Source organism: Streptomyces sp. NBC_00076, from assembly GCF_045041235.1.
In the GTDB taxonomy this organism is placed as follows: domain Bacteria; phylum Actinomycetota; class Actinomycetes; order Streptomycetales; family Streptomycetaceae; genus Streptomyces.
Genome location: NZ_CP108242.1, coordinates 3299441 through 3316502, shown reverse-complemented (window position 1 = coordinate 3316502; position 17062 = coordinate 3299441). Strand labels below are relative to the sequence as shown.

Here is a 17062-nt window from a genome sequence, read left to right as displayed (position 1 = left end):
GGGCGTCGTGCCAATGTCCGGCCATGGTTACGTAACCATGGCTGGTTCACACGGTCCGAGTGTCTGTATCCGGACCCTGGTTCATCACTGCCTCGGCTCAGGTGACGAACCCGCACTCCGCCCTCCGCGATTACCGTCACTGGAGACGACATGACCAAGACCCCTACGAGGTCGAGAAGACTGGCCAGTGTGCTCATGGCCGGCTTCGGCGCGACACTCCTGTTCCTGACCACTCCCGCGCTCGCCCAGTCGGCCGCCGAGACGCCAGCCGCCTCGCAGACGCCGGCGCAGCCTGCGTCGAAGGGTGGAACCAGTGACTTCCGCGGGGTGAACTGGGCAGACCCGCGGGACAACTACGCCAGTGACGCAGTGGTGCCCAGCGGCCTGTCGGTGACCGACGACTACCGCACCGTGTACCGCACCACGGATCACATGGTGCGCGGCTTCAAGAAGAACCTGGGCGCCAACACGTTGCGACTGCCGATCAACCCGGCCAGCGTGGGCACCAACTGGTGGAAGTCGTACCGGGCGACGATCGACTCGGCCACGGCCTACGGTGACAAGGTCATCGTCAGCTACTGGGAGGCCGACTCCAGCAAGGACGGCCTGGTCGACGACACGGCCGCCTGGAAAACGATGTGGAACACCGTGGTGCGGGAGTACAAGCACAACCCACGGGTCTACTTCGAGCCCATGAACGAGCCGCACGGCTACACCCTGGACCAGTGGGTGTCCGTCACCAGTGGGTGGCTGGCCCAGCACAAGGACGTCCCGCGCGGCCGTGTCGTGATCAGCGGTACCGGCTACAACGACAACGTCACCGGTGTCGGCGCGGCACCCGAACTGCGGGGAACGCTGCTGTCGCTGCACTTCTACGGCTTCTGGGCCAGCTACACCCAGCAGGCGGACTGGACCGCCGACCTCGAAGCCCGGATCGGCTCGTACGCCGGCCGGACCATCATCGACGAGGCCGGCTCCCCGATGACCATCGGTCTGAACTACGGCGCGTGGAACGGCAACATCTACACCTCGTACCTCGCGGCCGTGGCCAACACCGCCCGCAGCAAGGGGATGGGACTGGTGTACTGGCCGGGGCTGAGGTTCGGCGACGCCTACTCGATCGAGTCGCTGGACTCCGAGGGCAACCTGGTGGACAACAGCGCCACCGGAGTCGCCCTGTTGCGCTGGGGCTACGGCTTCGGCACGACCCCGCCCGTCAACGACCTGCCGCCCGCGCCTCCCGGCGAGGTCCTGCGTGGAGTGGGCTCGGGCCGCTGCGTCGACGTGCCCGGGTTCAGCACGACCAGCGGCACCCAACTCGACCTCTGGGACTGCAACGACGGCGGCAACCAGACCTGGAACTGGAACGCGGACAAACAACTCACCGTCTACGGCAACAAGTGCATGACCGTGGGAGGTACCGGAGCCACGGCGGGAGATCCCGTGATCATCTCCGACTGCACCGGCGCGGCGGCACAACAGTGGAACGTGAACGCGGACCTCTCTGTGACCAGCGTCGCGAACCCGGCGCTCTGCCTGGACGCGGCCGGAGCAGGCACCGGCAACGGCACGGCGGTCGATGTCTGGAACTGCAACGGAAGCAGCAACCAGCAGTGGACCAGAAGCTGATGCCAGGACCAGGACCTGTTCCCCTCGACCACTGACAGGACCAGGACCTGTTCCCCTCGACCACTGATCCGACCACAGATCCGAACCGTACGGGCCCTGCGAGTACCCTCGCCGGGCCCGTACGGCTCAGCACCGCCGCGCTTCGTCTTCCGGTGAGGGCGGCGGCGCTGCGGTGCTCGCGCGGACCACCAGCCGGGTCGGGACCAAGGTCTTGTCGATCAGGTCGGGCCCGGTGCGGCCGATCTTGCTCAGCAGCTTCTGAAAACTGAGTCGGCCGACCGCGGCGAAGTCCTGCCGCACGGTGGTCAGCGGTGGCCAGAAGGCATGGGTCTCCTCCATGTCGTCGAACCCCACCACGCTGACGTCGTCGGGAATCCGGCGGCCGAGCTCGTGCAGGGCACGCATGACCCCGAGCGCCATGTGGTCGTTCGCGGCGAAGATCGCCGTGACCTCCGGCCTTCGCCCCAGAGTCAACCCGTGCTGATATCCGGATCGGGTGGTCCAGTCGCCGTACAGCACCGGGGGCGGGTCGATGCCGGCATTCTGCAGGGTGCTTTGCCAGGATTCGACGCGATGGGCCGCGGAGAACGAGGTCGGGGGTCCGGCGATGTGCCATACCTGCTGGTGGCCGAGTTCCAGCAGGTGTTCCGTCGCCTGCCGAGCGCCCTGTGCCTGGTCGGTGTCCACGACGGTGTAACCGGGGCCGGTATCGGAGTCGACGACCACCATCGGAACCCCCGGCGGGAGGCTGAACTCCGCATCGTCCAGGAGATGCGCCTCGAAGACGAGGATCACTCCGTCGACGGCTGCCTCGCTGAGCCGGTCGTAGGCACCGGAAACCCTGCCCATGGTCGGGTCCGACACGGGGATGAGGGTGACGGCGTACTTGGCGCGTGCGGCTTCCTTGGCGATGGCGTCGAGCGTGCGTGTGTTTCCGAACGTCTTGAGCGTGAAGGTGATGACACCGATCGTGTTGAACCGCCCGCTTTTGAGCGCGCGTGCGGCTCCGTTCGGCCGGTAGCCCAACGCCTGCATCGACTCGACGACCCGCTGCCTGGTCGCCGGGTCGACGTTGGTGTGACCGTTGGACACGCGCGAAACCGTCTGCGGCGCGACACCGGCGTGACGGGCGACATCCGCCATCGACGGCCGGGGCCGTCCGGACATGGGCTTGCCCCCAATCGCCATGTTCCCTTGTTCCCCCTGCTTCTCGGGCCTGACAACAGCCTAGGCCCACTCCCCGGGCATCTGCGGGGGTGAGAAACCTCAGCATGACTTGCCGGCGGCCGACGGCGGCCCGCGGGTGTCCTTCGTCGGTGCGCACCAGGGGGTCGCCATGCCGGCGCAGCAGTTCCCGTATGCGCCCGTCCATGTGCTGAGCCGTTTGGGACCGCCATGAGGTCCACGACATCCACCGCGCCTGGCGCAAGGTCGCCGACGAGTTCCCCGGCCACCGTGCCTTCGTCGCCGAAGCCTGGGCTGACACCCCCGAACGCCTCGCCGCCTACGTCCGCCCCGGCGGCCTGCACACCGCGTTCAACTTCGACTTCCTCAAGGCCAGCTGGGACGCCAAGGACCTCCGCACGGTCATCGACGACTCCCTTGCCATGCTCAACGGCGTAGGCGCACCGGCCACCTGGGTGCTCAACAACCATGACGTCATGCGCCACACCAGCCGGCACGCCCGCAAGACCTTCGCCCGATGGGTCCCCAACGAGCGATACCGGCCCCAACGTCTCTTGCGACAGCCGGGGATCCTGGCTCCGTTCAGCACGGGCTTCGTGAGCCGAGTGGGCTGCAGCACTGTCCACGTCCCAGGAACGCCGGAATCGAAACGATGCGCACTCCAGGCTGGAACCGGGGTGCAAACGGGGGGAGTTACTCGGACTCTTCCCCCGGGACAGCGCGGCTGTTGATCGCGTCGGTGATGGCGTAGGCGGTGCGGACGAAGGCCTCTGCCTGCTGCGCCGACAGGTTCAGCGCGGAGGTCTCCTCCAGGGCCTGCCACATGGCTGCCAGGGGCTCGCGCATGGCACGGCCCTTGTCGGTGAGGTGGACGACCATGACGCGCCGGTCGTGTGCGGCCGGCTCACGGACGAGCAGGCCGGCCTCCTGCATGCGGCGTAGGGACTTGGAGACGGTGGAGTGGTCAAGGCCGACGCTTTCGAGCAGCTCGGACTGGGTCTGCCCGTCCCGGTCGAGGAGTTGCATCAGCAGCAGTTCCTGTCCGGGGTGCAGGTCCATCTCGCGGAGCATGGCTCCGGCGCGGGCGCGGTGAGCGCGGGCGAGCTGGAAGATCGCGTAGCTCATCGGCCCCTCGCTCGCCGTGGTGGGGGTGCGGGGTGTGGGGGCGGGCATGATGCGGTTCCTCAGACGGTGTAGGTGGGGTAGTCGGTGTAGCCGGCCACTCCGCCGCCGTAGAAGGTCGCCGGGTCGGGGGTGTTCAGCGGCGCGTCAGATCGTAGCCGCTCGACCAGGTCCGGGTTGGCGAGCGCGAGGGCGCCGACGGAGACGAGGTCGGCCGTGCCGTGGTCGACGTCCTTGGCGCGGGTGGGCAGGTCGGTGCCGGCCCGGTTGAGGATCAGTGTGGTCGGCCACAGCGAGCGCAGGGTGCCCAGCAGTTCCTCGTCGCCCGCGTGCATCACGTGGAGGTAGGCGAGGCCGAGCGGGCTGAGGGCGCGCAGGAGTGCCGGATACAGCTCGGCGGTGTCGGACTCGGCGATGTCGTTGTAGGGGTTGCCGGGGGAGATGCGCAGGCCGGTGCGGTCGGCGCCGATCTCGGCGGCCACGGCGGCGGCGACCTCGACGGCGAAGCGGATGCGGCCCTCGATCGAGCCGCCGTAGCCATCGGTGCGCTGGTTGGTGCTGTCGGACAGGAACTGGTGCACCAGGTAGCCGTTGGCGCCGTGGATCTCCACGCCGTCGGCGCCTGCCGCGACGGCGGCCGCCGCGGCGCGGCGGAAGTCGTCGACGGTCGCCGCGACCTCCTGCGTCGACAGAGCACGGGGGGTCGGCATCTCCTGGGGCCCGGACGCGGTGAACATCACGCCCTGCGGCCGGACCGCCGAAGGGGCGACCGGCTGACGGCCGTGAGGGGTGTTGTCGGGGTGGGCGATGCGTCCGGTGTGCATCAGCTGGATGACGATCCGGCCGTCGGCCGCGTGCACGGCGTCGGTGACCTTGCGCCACCCGGCGATCTGCTCGGCATTGTGGACGCCGGGGGTGAGGAGGTAGCCCTGACCGTCGGCGGAGGGCTGGGTTCCCTCGGTGATGATGAGCGCGTGCGAGGCCCGCTGGGCGTAGTACTCGGCGTTCAGCTCGGTCGGTACGCCTTCAGGTGTGGAGCGGTCACGGGTCATGGGGGCCATGACCAGGCGGTGCGGGAGGGAGATGTCACCGACGGTGGTCGGTGTCCACAGGGCGTTCAGCATGAGTGGTCCTTCGGTGCGGTGATGGCCGGGTGATGATCGGAACAAGAGGGAAAGGCGGGCGTGATCAGTCGAGGGTGAGGACGAGCTTGCCCCGGACATGCCCGGCGTCGCTGACCTGCTGGGCCGTGGCGGCCTGGTCGAGCGGGTAGGCGGTGACGGTGGTGACGAGCTTTCCGGTCGCGGCGTCCTGCGCCAGCGTGGCCAGGCGGGCGGCCGAGCGTTCCTGGCCACCGGTGGAGAAGGTGATGCCGAGCTGGTGCGCGCGGAAGTCGGCGATGGTGACGATGCGCTCGGTGCCGCCGCGCAGGGCGATGGAGTCCTCCAGGGCTCCCTTCCCGGCCAGGTCGAACACCGCGTCCACGCCGTCGGGGACGAGCGCCCGGACCCGTTCGACCAGGCCCTCGCCGTAGAGGGTCGCGGTGGCGCCGAGCGAGGTGAGGTAGTCCTGGTTGGCGGGGCCGGCGGTGGCGATGACACGCGCTCCGCGGGCCGTGGCGAGCTGGACCGCCAGGGTGCCGACCGCTCCGGCCGCGCCGTGCATCAGTACGGTCTCCCCGGCGGCGACGCCGAGCAGGTTCAGGACCCGCTCGGCCGTCTCGCCCGCCACCGGCAGCGCGACCGCGTGCTGCCAGTCGAGGCCGGCGGGCTTGAGGGCCACGGTGGTGGCCAGCGCGTACTCGGCGTACGAGCCGGTGTCCGACCAGCCCAGCACCTCATCGCCCACCTGCACGTCCTGCACGCCCTCACCCAGGGCGTCCACCACGCCGGCGAGCTCGCCACCGGGGACGGAGGGGAGCGGCGTGGGGAACGCGGCCTCCATCGCCCCGGAGCGGATCTTGCCGTCCAGCGCGTTCAGCCCGGCCGCCTTGACGCGGACGCGGATCTGCCCGGGGCCGGGCTGCGGGACCTCGATGTCCGCCTCGTGCAGCACGTCCGTGCCTCCGAAACGGTCGAACAGGATGGCCTTCATGACGACTCCTCTCGCGCCGCCACCCCTTTAGGTGGCTGGACACATAATCAACGTAACAGCAAACATGTGGCTAGCCAAGTATTGGTTGCGCGCAAGGGCTGAGCCGCTTGGCGGATCCGATCCGTGAGCGGCCCGGGCCGGGGTGGGACGTGCAGGTCGAGCCACCCCGGCCGGGTCTCATCGGATGTACTTCGCCGGCTTGGTGGCGGCGTTGAGCAGGTGTTCCAGGGGCCCGCGGCGGAAGAAGCGGGACCAGATCGCGGCGAACACGATCGCCCCGAGGACGAACATGAGCAGCGGCACCCAGGACTGCTGGGAGCTGGTCCCGGTGGGTATGGCCAGAGCGGACTGTACGAGGAAGTGGCCGACGTAGGCGGTCAGGGACATGGTGCCCACGGCGACGACAGGTGTGGCCGGGCGGCGCAGCCGCGGCAGGCGGTCCATCGCCACCGTCGCGCCACGATCACGAGGATCGCGACTCCCACGCTGCCGATGATGTCGAACGTGGTGCCGCTGTGCGGCCCGGCCGTCAAGAGCATCGATGCCTGGGGCTCGAACGACCCGCTGTCGAGCGGCATCGACCCGGAGCCGCCGGACGACGGCCCGTCTTCCGCCGTGCTCCTCAGCGCGTCCTTGCCGGCCAGCAGCAAGGACATGCCGTACGCGGTCACGGTGAGGGCGGCGCCGAGCGCGGCCAGGCGGCGCTGCACGGCGGTCGCGGACAGGTCGAGGCGGGCCAGCGCCATATCGGCGATCACGAACGGCATCCACGTGATCGTCGGGTAGAAGCCGGTGAGCTGCCGGGAACGTACTGCGAGATCCCCGGCCGCGAAGGCCGCTTCTGTCCTGGCCGGCACCATCACATCGCCTTGGCGACCGCCGGCCACGCCTTCTTGACCGAACAGCGCCTGGCCCCAGGAGCCTCCGGACCGGCTTCCCCCTCCACCAAGTCCTCGACGCACCCCCGGTCTTCACGCCGCCCCGTGCCGCAAGAGACCGCACGGGGCGACGCATGTTGCTCACGGTGGTGTCGAGCAAGGGGAGCGGGCTGTTCCCGGACCAGCCCGTTCTTCACCCATTGATTTCAGATCATGATGAGCAGACGCGTCTTCGGCTTGAGTTTCCTATTCACCGATCGGCTCTGTACGTACACCTCCAACTTGGGATTGTTCCCCGCTTTCACGGAGACGGTCCCCTGGACATCCGTACCGAACAAAAGGCTGCGTGCCGCGTCGCCCGTATAGGCGCGGTCGGTGTCTTTCTCGACCACGACGACTTCCTTGTTCTGCTGAACCTGAGCCCGGGCGCCCAGCTGGTAGTAACACGAACCACGTTCGTACGTCACGCCCGGATGCGAGTTGACGAAGGAGCGAATGTCGACCTCCTTGTCGACTTTCAGGAGCCGGTACTTGTCGGCCGGAATCGGTTCGAGGTTCGCGCGCACCTCGTCAACCGATATGTCCTGGCCGACGGTGAACAGGTTCTTCGTGCCGCGCACTCCCTGCTCTCGTCCGCGGAGGAAGCTGGTGGCGGCCGCGCGCACGGTGCCGATCGCCTCCTCGACGCCCTTCTGGGAATCCGCGTCCCAGATGGCGATGTTCCCGGCCGGGAAACCGTAGTTCTGGGCGGTGCGCTTGGCCAGGGAGTTCGGAACGAGGATCGCGGAAGTCCAGTGGCCCGGCAGCCCGTTCATCTTCGCCGTGATCTTGTCGAGCCAGGGGCCGAGGATGGTCATGTCGCCGTCGTGCCGCCTGTCGCCGCCGGAGGCGTTCTCCTCACCGTCCGTCACGACAATCTGGAGGAAGCTGTGCTCGCCGTATTCCTCCCAGATATGGTCCAGGTCGTCCAGGGACTTCAGCGAAGCCTCTATGAGGGCCGTAGCGCCATTGTTGACCCGGTACAGCCCCCGCATGGACGGCAGATGCTTCACATCCATGTCCCAGACCAGGTTCTCCACCCTGTGGTCGAAGGAGTAGAGGCTGATCCTTGTCTCGTGGCCGAGGCTGTCCGACTCGGCCTTCAACCCCGCCACGAACTCGTCCACGACTCGAATGAGTTGACTCTGGTGCGGATGCATTGAACCCGAACAGTCCACTACCAGCGCGACGTGATTCACCTTGTGCTGGATCTTGTTTGCGGACACGTTTGTGCTCCCCCTCCGACGATCCCCGAGTGATGACTTCATTTTATGGGGAGGCACTGACAACGGCGTTTGACGCTCGATCACCTCCCCGCGTCCAGCCCGGCTCGGCGCAGGCCGCTCCGGCACTGCGGCGGGCCCGGGAGGGGCATGGGAGGTGAGCGACCAAGGGAGGCCGCCATGAAGACCGGAGCCTCGGATTACGACCGCTGGCTGTACTCGCACACGCCCTCCCAGGCCGAGGGCGAGCGCGATGAACCGGCCGAGTGCTCGGCAGTGGAGCAGCACCCTGACGTCCCCAGGACCGAGCCGTCCCAGGTGGAGGGAGAGCGGGTGGACGACGTCCGGACCGCGTGAGCGCCGATGAATGATCAGTGAGCGGCGCGCGGAGGCGCGCGCCGCCGGTCCACGTCGGGGGCCAGGGGCCGGTGTGACAGGTGGCCGATCGCGAAGACGTGGACCAGGTCTGTCAGAGAACCTTGGCCAGACCGGCGAGCGCGGACCGGTAGTCGGGGCCGACCGGACTGAGGACGGCGGTCGTGACGCCCGACTCGAAGAGGTCCTGTACGCGGGCCCGGACCTGGTCTGGGGTGCCCGTCAGGGCCAGCCGGTCCGCCCACTCCTCGGGTATCGCCTGAGCGAACTCCTGCGCGTTCTTGCTGGTGCGGCGCAGCGCGGCGAGCTCGTCATGGAAGCCGAGGGGGACGATGTGGGGCGCCCAGTCGGGATCGCCCAGGGGTTGCAGGGCGGGCCGTGCCGTGGAGAGGGCGGCGTGCGGGTCGTCGTCGACCACGGTGATGTTGTAGGCGGCGAGCCGGTGCGGGCGCCGCGCGTTGATGCTGGTGAGGGCCTGGCGGACGTACTCGGGTGACACCGGCTCGGCGAGCAGGGTGCCGTCGGCCACCTCACCGGAGACGGCGAGCGACTTGGGGCCGCGCACGCCGGCGAAGATGTCGGGCACGTGCTCGGGCAGCACCGACGGGTCCAGGCGTAGCCCGTCGAGCCGGATGTATCGGCCGTCCGTATCGGCCGGTCGGCCTGCCAGCAGTGTCTTGAGTGTGTGGATGTACTCGCCCAGCAGCGTCAGAGGGCTGGCAGGCCAGGATCCGACACTGCGCATCCAGTCGGGCATGCCGTGTCCGACCGCGATGTCGAGGCGGCCGGGGTGGAGCTGGGCGAGAGTGGCCGCTTCCATCGCGGCGAAGGCGACGTTGCGGGCCGCGGCGGGCAGCAGCCCGACTCCGACGCGGATCCGGCTGGTGCAGGCCAGCACGGTGGCGGCCTGGACCAGCCCTCCGCGGTAACCGAGGTCCTCGACGACCCACAGTTCGCCGAAGCCGTAGGCGTCTGCTTCCTGCGCGAAGGCGATGACGTCGGACCGATGGATGTCGCGGGGGAGGAGGACGCCGATCGTGCCGGACGCTTCCTGCGGGCTCATGAGCGGTCTCCTTGGTGTTGTCCTCGGTGTTGTCCTGCGGGATGTGTGCTGGGCGGCGTGCGCTGGGCCACCTCCGCGGCAGTGCTGCGGTCACGGGTGTCGGCGGCGGGAGCGATCAGGATCGCCGAGGCGACGAACACCAGAACCGCCACCATTGCCGAGCGCAGCCCGTAGTGGTCGCCCAGGAACCCGAGGGCGGGCGGCCCCACGAGGAAGGCGACGTAGCCGATGATGGCGACCAGCGAGACGCGGGCCGTCTGGTCGGGGCCCGAGTCGCCCGCCGCCGACAGGGCAACGGGGAAACCGAGGGAGGCCCCAAGTCCCCAGAAGAGTACGGCTGTTGCCGCTACGACAGCGTTGTCGGAGAAGATGACCAGGAGGAGTCCGACGGCACCGGAGACGGCGCTCGCGCGCACGACGGCGCCCCGCCCGAAACGGCCGAGGAAGAATGTGCCGCTGAAGCGTCCCAGGGTCATCGCCGCCGCGAACCCCACGTAGACGAGCGAGCCCATCGCGGCGTCAAGGCCGTGGCCGTCGACCATGAGCAGCGGCAGCCAGTCGTTGGCGGCGCCCTCGGCCAGTGCCATGGCCAGCACGATGGCGCCGATCAGCAGCAGCTTTCGGTCCTTCCACACCTGCGGCTTCAATCGTTGCGCCGTACCCGTACCCGGACCTTGCCCCGGCGTCGACCGCGCGGCGCTGATGCCGATGCCGGCGGGAACGGCACGCAGGGCGTGGACCAGAATCCCCGTGGCGACCAGGGCGACCACGGCCAGATGCCAGGGGACGGGGAATGCCGCGGCGGTGGCCGCCATTCCGGCCGAGGCTCCGATGACCGTGCCCAGGCTGAAGCAGCCGTGCAGCGTGGGCAGCACCGCGGTCCCGGTGAGGCGCTCCACGTCGGCGCCGTCCACATTGACCGCCACTTCGCCCCCGCCCATGCCCGCGCCGAACAGGCACAGCCCCGCGGCGACCAGGGGTGCCGACGGTACGGCACTGCCCACACCGATGACGACCGTGCCCGCGATGATCAGGAGAGTGCCGAGCGTGATCACTGGCCGGGTGCCGAACCGGGACACGAAACGGCCGGAACACAGGATGCCGATCATGGAACCGACGGACAGACCGAAGAGGACCAGGCCCATCTGCCCGGTGGACAAGCCCAGTTGATCGCGGACATCCGGGGTGCGTGTGACCCAGGACGACATGGCGATGCCTGGAAGAAAGAACAGGAGGAACAAAGCATGACGGCGTCGGCGTACGGCGCGGTCTTCCACGGGGGAGCTCCGCTGGGTTGGAAGAAGCTGGACGGGTTCGGAAGGCGGGTTCGGGAGACGGGTTAGGAAGGCGATACGTCGGATCGCCTGCCGAGTATCTGCACACTCGGCAGGCGATCGACAAGAGAAGGCGGACGACCGATGGCGCGGCGGTCCGGCAGCACGCCGGCTCCGTCGGCCGCAGTCATGCCCTACCGCCCGATCAGCACGTTCACGGCCCGGCGTGGACAATCCGACGCCGTGGCTCCTTGCTCCTCATCAGTTTCTCCTTTTTGAGGACAAAGCATGGACGGTTTCGTGTGCCCTTCGTACACGGCAGGACCGCGGCAACAGCGGCATCTATCTCCAGGAGCGGTACGAGATCCAGATCCTGAACTCCTTCGGGTGGAGAAACTCGCCGCGAACGAGGCGGCGGCCATCTACACCAAGAAGGCCGCCGACCTGAACGCCGCCACCGCACCCGAAACCTGGCTGACGTACGACATCGTCTTCCGCGCGGCCCGTTTCGACGCCGCGGGCCAGAAGACCGAAGACGCCAGGATCACCGTGGTGTGGAACGGCAGGAAAGTCCACGACGATGTCGCGGTGGACGGCCCGACCGGCGGTGGCGAAACCGAATCGGCCGCGGCGGGCGCGATCCGGCTCCAGGACCACGGGAACAAGGTCCGCTTCAGGAACGTCTGGATCGAACCGGCCGACGGAGCGAAACAGAACCGGCACTGACCAACGGCGTCCGCTACCGTTACGCCCCCTTCGGACGGGCTCGACAGCCCGTCCCATTTTGACCTGCCATAACGGCCCTTCTGGCACAGAGGCTCCGCCCCGAGTATCCGGGGTGGAGCCTCGCTGGGACGACTCGTGGTCGTCGTCGGCGAAAGCGTCCGTGACCGGCTGGGCGGCTCCGTACGGGCAGTGTCCGTCCACGGATACCGCGACACCGACAGTGGGCACGATGCACAGCGGGCGGCAGCCCGGGTCGGCGGCGAGGCGAGCCCTGTCGGTCAGCCCGCCGCGTGAGCGGCCCCGACGGACGGCGGCCGGCGTTCGGCCGCAACTGCCTGTCGCCCAGGGCAGTTCCGCCGACGGAGGGCGCACTCGACGAGCAGAGGCGGTGACGTCGCCTGCGGCATGTCCGTGGCAGGGCGGCCCCGTGTCCCAGGCGTTTTTTGTCGATGCTGAGCCTGTCGTGCGGGTCGTCGTGACAGCCGCAGCACGAAACAGCCTCCGCACGCGACAACCACCGCAGCAGGCGCGCCATGCCCTGTTGCCAACTCGGTGGCCGGTCATGCAAGCGCCAGTGTGGGGAGCGGAGTTCGCCGTCTTCGCGACTCGCACGGGTGTGCTGATATCGACTAGGGTTTTCAACCGCAACGCGTGAACTCGGCTAGCGCGAGCACGCTCGGAGCGACACGGGGGGAACAACGGGGGATGGGCTACACGATTCCGGGCTGGCTGGACGAGGTTCTGGACTTCATCGGGATCAACTTCCCGAACGTCGATGAGGACGACTACCGCGAAATGGCCGACGCCATGCGGGAGTTCGCGAAGCAGTTCGAGGGCCACGGCGGCGATGCGCACAAGGCGGTGTCCCGGATCCTGTCTTCCTCGGAGGGCTGGGCCGTCGACGCGATGGAGACGCACTGGAACCAGGTCAAGGCGAGCCACCTGGAGAAACTCCCTGAACTTGCACGCCTGTTCGCAGATGCCTGCGATGCCCTCGCCGACATCATCTTCGGCATGAAGACCAAGGCCGAGGCCGAACTCGCCATCATGGCGGGGTCGTTGGGCATCTCCGTCGGGCTCGCCGTCGTGACCGGCGGCCTGTCCGCGGTCATCGGCGCGGCCGAGATCGCGGCGATGCGCCAGGTGATCAAGCGGATCATCGACGAGGCCGTGGACCGGATCGTCGAGGAGGTCCTGGCCAAGATCACCGAGCCGATCAACGCCAAGCTGGAGTCGATGGTCGAGGACATGGTGCTCGACCTGGCCGAGGGGGCGTTCTCCATGCCGCCCGCCACCGGGGGAACCGGCGAAAGCGGCGGGCGCGGTGGACACGGTGGGATGCAGCTCGCCTCGGCAGGCGGCGGTTCGGGCGGCAGTGGGGCCGGAGGTGGCCAGAAAACCACCAAGATCGACCACACAGAGTTCGAGGACGGGGCGGGCAAGGTCTCGCGGCACGGCGGAGAGCTGCACCTGGCCTCGTCCTCGCCGCTGTCACGGGCCAAGGGGGCCTTCGGACGGAGTAAGGGCCGCGATCCGTTCACGCAGACCTTCGACAGCGTGCTGCACGGCGCGCTGAAGGGCTCGGAGAAGGCCCTTGGCAAGGTGGCCAAGCACGTCGCGGAGACCGTACCGGACCGGGTGAAGGCGACCTCCCGGCTGCACAAGCACAACGACATCGACGTCCGTAACCGGGCCGACGGCATCCACGTCAACAAGGGCGACGGGGGCGGCGGTTCTCGAAGCGGAGGCTCTCCCGCCGCTGGACGCAAGCCGGACGACGGGTTGAAGATCGACTCGGCGAAGCTGTCCCGGCAGGCCCGCGAACTCGAGGCCAAGGAGACGTGCGGCGACCCGATCGACATGGCCAGCGGTCAGATGATCCTCGCCCAGAGCGATGTGGAACTGCCCGGTGTGCTGCCGCTGGTGCTGCGCCGCACCCACCTGTCCGGCTACGCCGCAGGCCGCTCCTTCGGACCGTCGTGGGCCGCCACGCTCGACGAACGCCTGGAGAAGGACGACACGTTGGGCGGGTACTGGTGGTATCGCGAGGACGGCTCCGCCCTCGCCTATCCGCGCCTGCCCGATCTGCCCGGCGACCGGGTCGGTCCGGCCGAAGGCGTGCGGCTGCCACTCACCTATGTCACGCGCGGCAGCAGCTACGTACTGACGGCGCAGGATCCCCACAGCGGCCTCATACGTCACTTCGAGCCCGCCGCCTCACGGGACGGTGTGTGGTGGCTGGTGGGGGTCGAGGACCGCAACGGCAACAGCGTCGACGTGGAACGCGACGAGCACGACGTACCGCTCACCGTCACCCACAGCGGAGGCTACGAGGTCCGGGTCGACTCCGTCGCCGAACAGGGCCGCGTCACCGGGCTGTCGGTACTCACCGACGACGAACCTGTGCAGGTACGTTCCTTCCTCTACGACGACGTCGGGGACCTGATCGAAGTGCGCAACGCCGTCGACGCCGCGACGCGCTTCACGTACGACGACGCCCACCGCGTCATCGGCTGGCGGGACTCCAACGCCACCGAGTTCACGTACGCGTACGACGCCGTCGGTCGGGTGGTCGAGACCCGCGGCACCGACGGCATCCTCAACTCCCGTGTGCTGTACGGCGATCCGCACGAGGACGGCACCAGCGCCGTCACCTACACCGACTCCCTCGGACACGCCACGGTCTACCGCGCCAACCGGCACGGCCAGATCATCGCGATCACCGACCCGCTCGGGCACACCACCACCCAGCAGTGGGACCGCCGTGACCACCTCCTGTCCCACACCGACCCGCTCGGGCGCACCGCCCGCTGGGACTGGGACGACGACGGGAACCTGATAACCGTCGCCGCCCCCGACGGGGCCGTCACCCGCATCGCCTACAACGCCCTGCATCTGCCGGTCTCCCTCACCGGCCCGGACGGCGCCGAGACCCGACTGGAGTACGACGAGCGGGGCAACCGCACCGCGGTCATCGGCCCGGACGGCGCCATCCACCGCTTCGCCCATCACGTCACCGGAGCCCCGGAGAGCATCACCGACCCGCTCGGAGCGACCCTTCGTCTGGAAGCCGACGCAGCAGGACTTCCGGTCGCCGTTGTGGACGCCCGCGGCGCCCGCACCGTGTGCCGCCGGGACGCCTTCGGACAGCCCCTCGAACTGACCGACGCGCTCGGCCGGTCCAGCCACTTCGTCTGGGACGCCGAGGGCAGGCTCCGCGCGCGCACCGCCCCGAACGGAAGCAGCGAGACATGGGAATGGGACGGTGAGGGCAACTGCCTCCGCCACACCGACCCGCTCGGCGGAGTGACAAGCTGTACATTCGGCCCGTTCGACCTGCTCTCCTCCCGGACCACGCCGGACGGCCGCACGCACACCTTCGTCCACGACACGGAGCAGCGCCTCGTCCAGGTCGTCAACCCGGCCGGATCGACGTGGACTTACGAGTTCGATCCCGTCGGCCGTGTGCTGACGGAGACCGACTTCGACGGCCGCGTCAGCCGCTGCTCCTACGACCCGGCCGGGCAGCTCGTCACCCGCACCAACGCGGCCGGACAGGACATCGGGTTCGAGTTCGACGAGAACAGCCGGCTCGCAGCGAAGACCGTGGGCAGCACGCGCACCACGTTCTCCTACGACGCCGCGTCCCAACTGACAGCGGCCGAAAGCCCTCAGTGCACCCTGGAGTTCTCCTACGACGTGGCGGGGCGTCTGCTGACCCAGACCGTCGACGGCGCCGCCCTCCGCCTCGGCTACGACCCAGCGGGCCGGCGGATCTCGCGCACCACACCCACCGGCGCACTGACGGAGCTGGGCTGGGACGAGGTCGGAAACCGCACCGCCCTCGCCGTCGACGGCCGGCACACCCTCGCCTTCGGGCACGACCTCCTCGGCCGTGAGACCGAACGCACCGTGGGCGAAAGCCTTCACCTCACATCGGACTGGGACCCCGTGGGCCGGCTCACGGGGCAGAGCCTCACGGCCCAGCCGGGCCGGAGGATCCGCGCCCGCAGCTACGCCTACCGCGCCGACGACCACCTCACCGCCGTCCACGAAGAGGTCACCGGGCGTGGCACCACCTACGCTCTCGACCCGATCGGCCGGCCCCTGCGCGCCGCCGGGCCCGCCGGCCCGGAGACGTACGCCTACGACGCGTCGGGCAACCAGCGCACTGCCGACTGGCCGGACGGAGCCGCGGACCCCGCAGCGCGTGGCGAGCGCGACTACACCGGCACCCGTCTCATCCGCGCCGGACACACGCACTACCGCTACGACGACGCCGGACGCCTCGTCGAACGCGTCAAGAAGCGGTTGTCACGCAAACCCGACGTCTGGCACTACGCCTGGGACGCCGAGAACCGCCTTACCTCCTGCACCACCCCCGACGGCTCGACCTGGCACTACCGGTACGACCCGCTGGGCCGCCGCACCGCCAAGTACCGTCTGAACGAGGCCGGTTCGGTCATCGACGAGACCCGCTTCACGTGGGACGGACCACGCCTGGCCGAGCAGACGACGACCGCCACCGGCACCACACTCACCTGGGACCACGACGGCTTCCGGCCGCTGATTCAGTACGAACGCAAGCCCCTGTCCGACGAGGAGGTCGACTCCCGCTTCTTCGCCATCGTCTCCGACCTCGTGGGCACCCCGACCGAGCTCGTCGACGAGAGCGGCGCGATCGCCTGGCACACCCGCGCGACCGTGTGGGGCACCACAGCCGTCAACCCGGACGCCACCGCCCACACGCCGCTGCGCCACCCCGGCCAGTACGCCGACCCCGAGACCGGCCTCCATTACAACTACTTCCGCCACTACGACCCGGAGACCGCACGGTACGTCAGCCCCGACCCGCTGGGCCTGACGCCGGCGCCCAACCCGGTCGCCTACGTCGACAATCCCCTGGACCTCTACGACCCCCTCGGCCTGGCGCCGTGCCGCAAGGACCACTACGCGTCGGGTGGCAGCGTCCGGTACAAGCCGCTGGATCATCTTGGCCGACCCACCGGTATATCCGCCTGTATCCGCCGCGAGATGCTTGACACGGGCACTGAGGCGGGCAAGGTCACGCCACCCGGCTGGCGCGGCCATGGGACCGCGTTCAACGAGGCGCGCGGCCACCTCCTCGCCGACCGCCTCGGCGGCGCGGGCAAGCACCACAATGGCAAGCACAACCTGGTCACCCAAACGCAGCTCCCCACCAACTCTCCGTACCAGCGGGACATGATCGAAGACAAGGTGTATAGGGCCGTGGACAACGAGGACAACGACGAGGTCGTCCAATACGACGTCACGCCGATCTACCAGGGGACGAACCCCGTGCCCATCCGCTTCGAGTACTCCGCCTACGGCAACAAGGGGTTTGAGTTGACCGGCTGGCTCGACAACCCTGCCGGCGGGGTACGCACCGCAATACCGGGGTGGAAGCCTTGAGGTTGGCAGAGTCCCCGTCCG

At 68.9% G+C, this 17062-nt stretch carries 10 protein-coding genes and 4 pseudogenes; 6 read left to right on the top strand and 8 right to left on the bottom strand.

Annotated elements, in window-relative coordinates; translation table 11 throughout:
- Positions 1 to 150 precede the first annotated feature (150 nt).
- Positions 151 to 1629 carry a ricin-type beta-trefoil lectin domain protein gene (locus OHA64_RS15095; protein WP_405613144.1) on the top strand — a complete coding sequence of 493 codons (1479 nt, stop codon included), beginning with the start codon at positions 151 to 153 and terminating at the stop codon, positions 1627 to 1629.
- 126 nt (positions 1630 to 1755) lie between these two features.
- On the opposite strand, the gene OHA64_RS15090 is transcribed toward OHA64_RS15095, so the two are convergent.
- Positions 1756 to 2772, bottom strand: a complete 1017-nt coding sequence (locus OHA64_RS15090) for a LacI family DNA-binding transcriptional regulator (RefSeq protein WP_405623982.1) — start codon at positions 2770 to 2772, stop codon at positions 1756 to 1758.
- Between the two features lie 242 nt (positions 2773 to 3014).
- Here OHA64_RS15090 and OHA64_RS15085 point away from each other — a divergent pair.
- Positions 3015 to 3359: pseudogene (locus OHA64_RS15085) on the top strand (alpha-amylase family glycosyl hydrolase); the annotation flags it as partial.
- Between the two features lie 148 nt (positions 3360 to 3507).
- Here the strand turns inward: OHA64_RS15085 and OHA64_RS15080 are convergent.
- From OHA64_RS15080 to OHA64_RS15065, 4 genes and pseudogenes are all read right to left on the bottom strand, one after another.
- Complete coding sequence (locus tag OHA64_RS15080) at positions 3508 to 3987, bottom strand: MarR family winged helix-turn-helix transcriptional regulator (RefSeq protein ID WP_405613142.1); 480 nt, start codon at positions 3985 to 3987, stop codon at positions 3508 to 3510.
- An 11-nt stretch (positions 3988 to 3998) separates the two neighbouring features.
- On the bottom strand, positions 3999 to 5060 hold the full coding sequence (locus OHA64_RS15075) for an alkene reductase (RefSeq protein WP_405613140.1): 1062 nt from the start codon (positions 5058 to 5060) through the stop codon (positions 3999 to 4001).
- Positions 5061 to 5124: 64 nt separating this feature from the next.
- Positions 5125 to 6030 carry an NADP-dependent oxidoreductase gene (locus OHA64_RS15070; protein ID WP_405613138.1) on the bottom strand — a complete coding sequence of 302 codons (906 nt, stop codon included), beginning with the start codon at positions 6028 to 6030 and terminating at the stop codon, positions 5125 to 5127.
- A gap of 177 nt (positions 6031 to 6207) precedes the next feature.
- A pseudogene (locus OHA64_RS15065) lies at positions 6208 to 6833 on the bottom strand (DUF418 domain-containing protein); the annotation flags it as partial.
- A gap of 27 nt (positions 6834 to 6860) precedes the next feature.
- Here OHA64_RS15065 and OHA64_RS15060 point away from each other — a divergent pair.
- A pseudogene (locus OHA64_RS15060) lies at positions 6861 to 7001 on the top strand (IS701 family transposase); the annotation flags it as partial.
- A gap of 113 nt (positions 7002 to 7114) precedes the next feature.
- Here the strand turns inward: OHA64_RS15060 and OHA64_RS15055 are convergent.
- Positions 7115 to 8173, bottom strand: a complete 1059-nt coding sequence (locus tag OHA64_RS15055; protein ID WP_405623981.1) for a VWA domain-containing protein — start codon at positions 8171 to 8173, stop codon at positions 7115 to 7117.
- A 177-nt stretch (positions 8174 to 8350) separates the two neighbouring features.
- Between OHA64_RS15055 and OHA64_RS15050 the strand changes: the two genes are divergently transcribed.
- A complete protein-coding gene (locus tag OHA64_RS15050; RefSeq protein ID WP_405613136.1) occupies positions 8351 to 8527 on the top strand; it encodes a hypothetical protein in 177 nt (58 codons plus the stop codon).
- A gap of 112 nt (positions 8528 to 8639) precedes the next feature.
- On the opposite strand, the gene OHA64_RS15045 is transcribed toward OHA64_RS15050, so the two are convergent.
- Positions 8640 to 9608, bottom strand: a complete 969-nt coding sequence (locus OHA64_RS15045; RefSeq protein WP_405613134.1) for an LLM class flavin-dependent oxidoreductase — start codon at positions 9606 to 9608, stop codon at positions 8640 to 8642.
- Positions 9605 to 11116, bottom strand: coding sequence for an MFS transporter (locus OHA64_RS15040; protein ID WP_405613132.1), 1512 nt, complete (start codon positions 11114 to 11116; stop codon positions 9605 to 9607). The genes OHA64_RS15045 and OHA64_RS15040 overlap by 4 nt, the downstream gene beginning before the upstream one ends.
- 79 nt (positions 11117 to 11195) lie before the next feature.
- Here OHA64_RS15040 and OHA64_RS15035 point away from each other — a divergent pair.
- Positions 11196 to 11608 (top strand): annotated as a pseudogene (locus tag OHA64_RS15035) (DUF1080 domain-containing protein); the annotation flags it as partial.
- A 705-nt stretch (positions 11609 to 12313) separates the two neighbouring features.
- Positions 12314 to 17041 carry an RHS repeat-associated core domain-containing protein gene (locus OHA64_RS15030; RefSeq protein WP_405613130.1) on the top strand — a complete coding sequence of 1576 codons (4728 nt, stop codon included), beginning with the start codon at positions 12314 to 12316 and terminating at the stop codon, positions 17039 to 17041.
- Positions 17042 to 17062 lie beyond the last annotated feature (21 nt).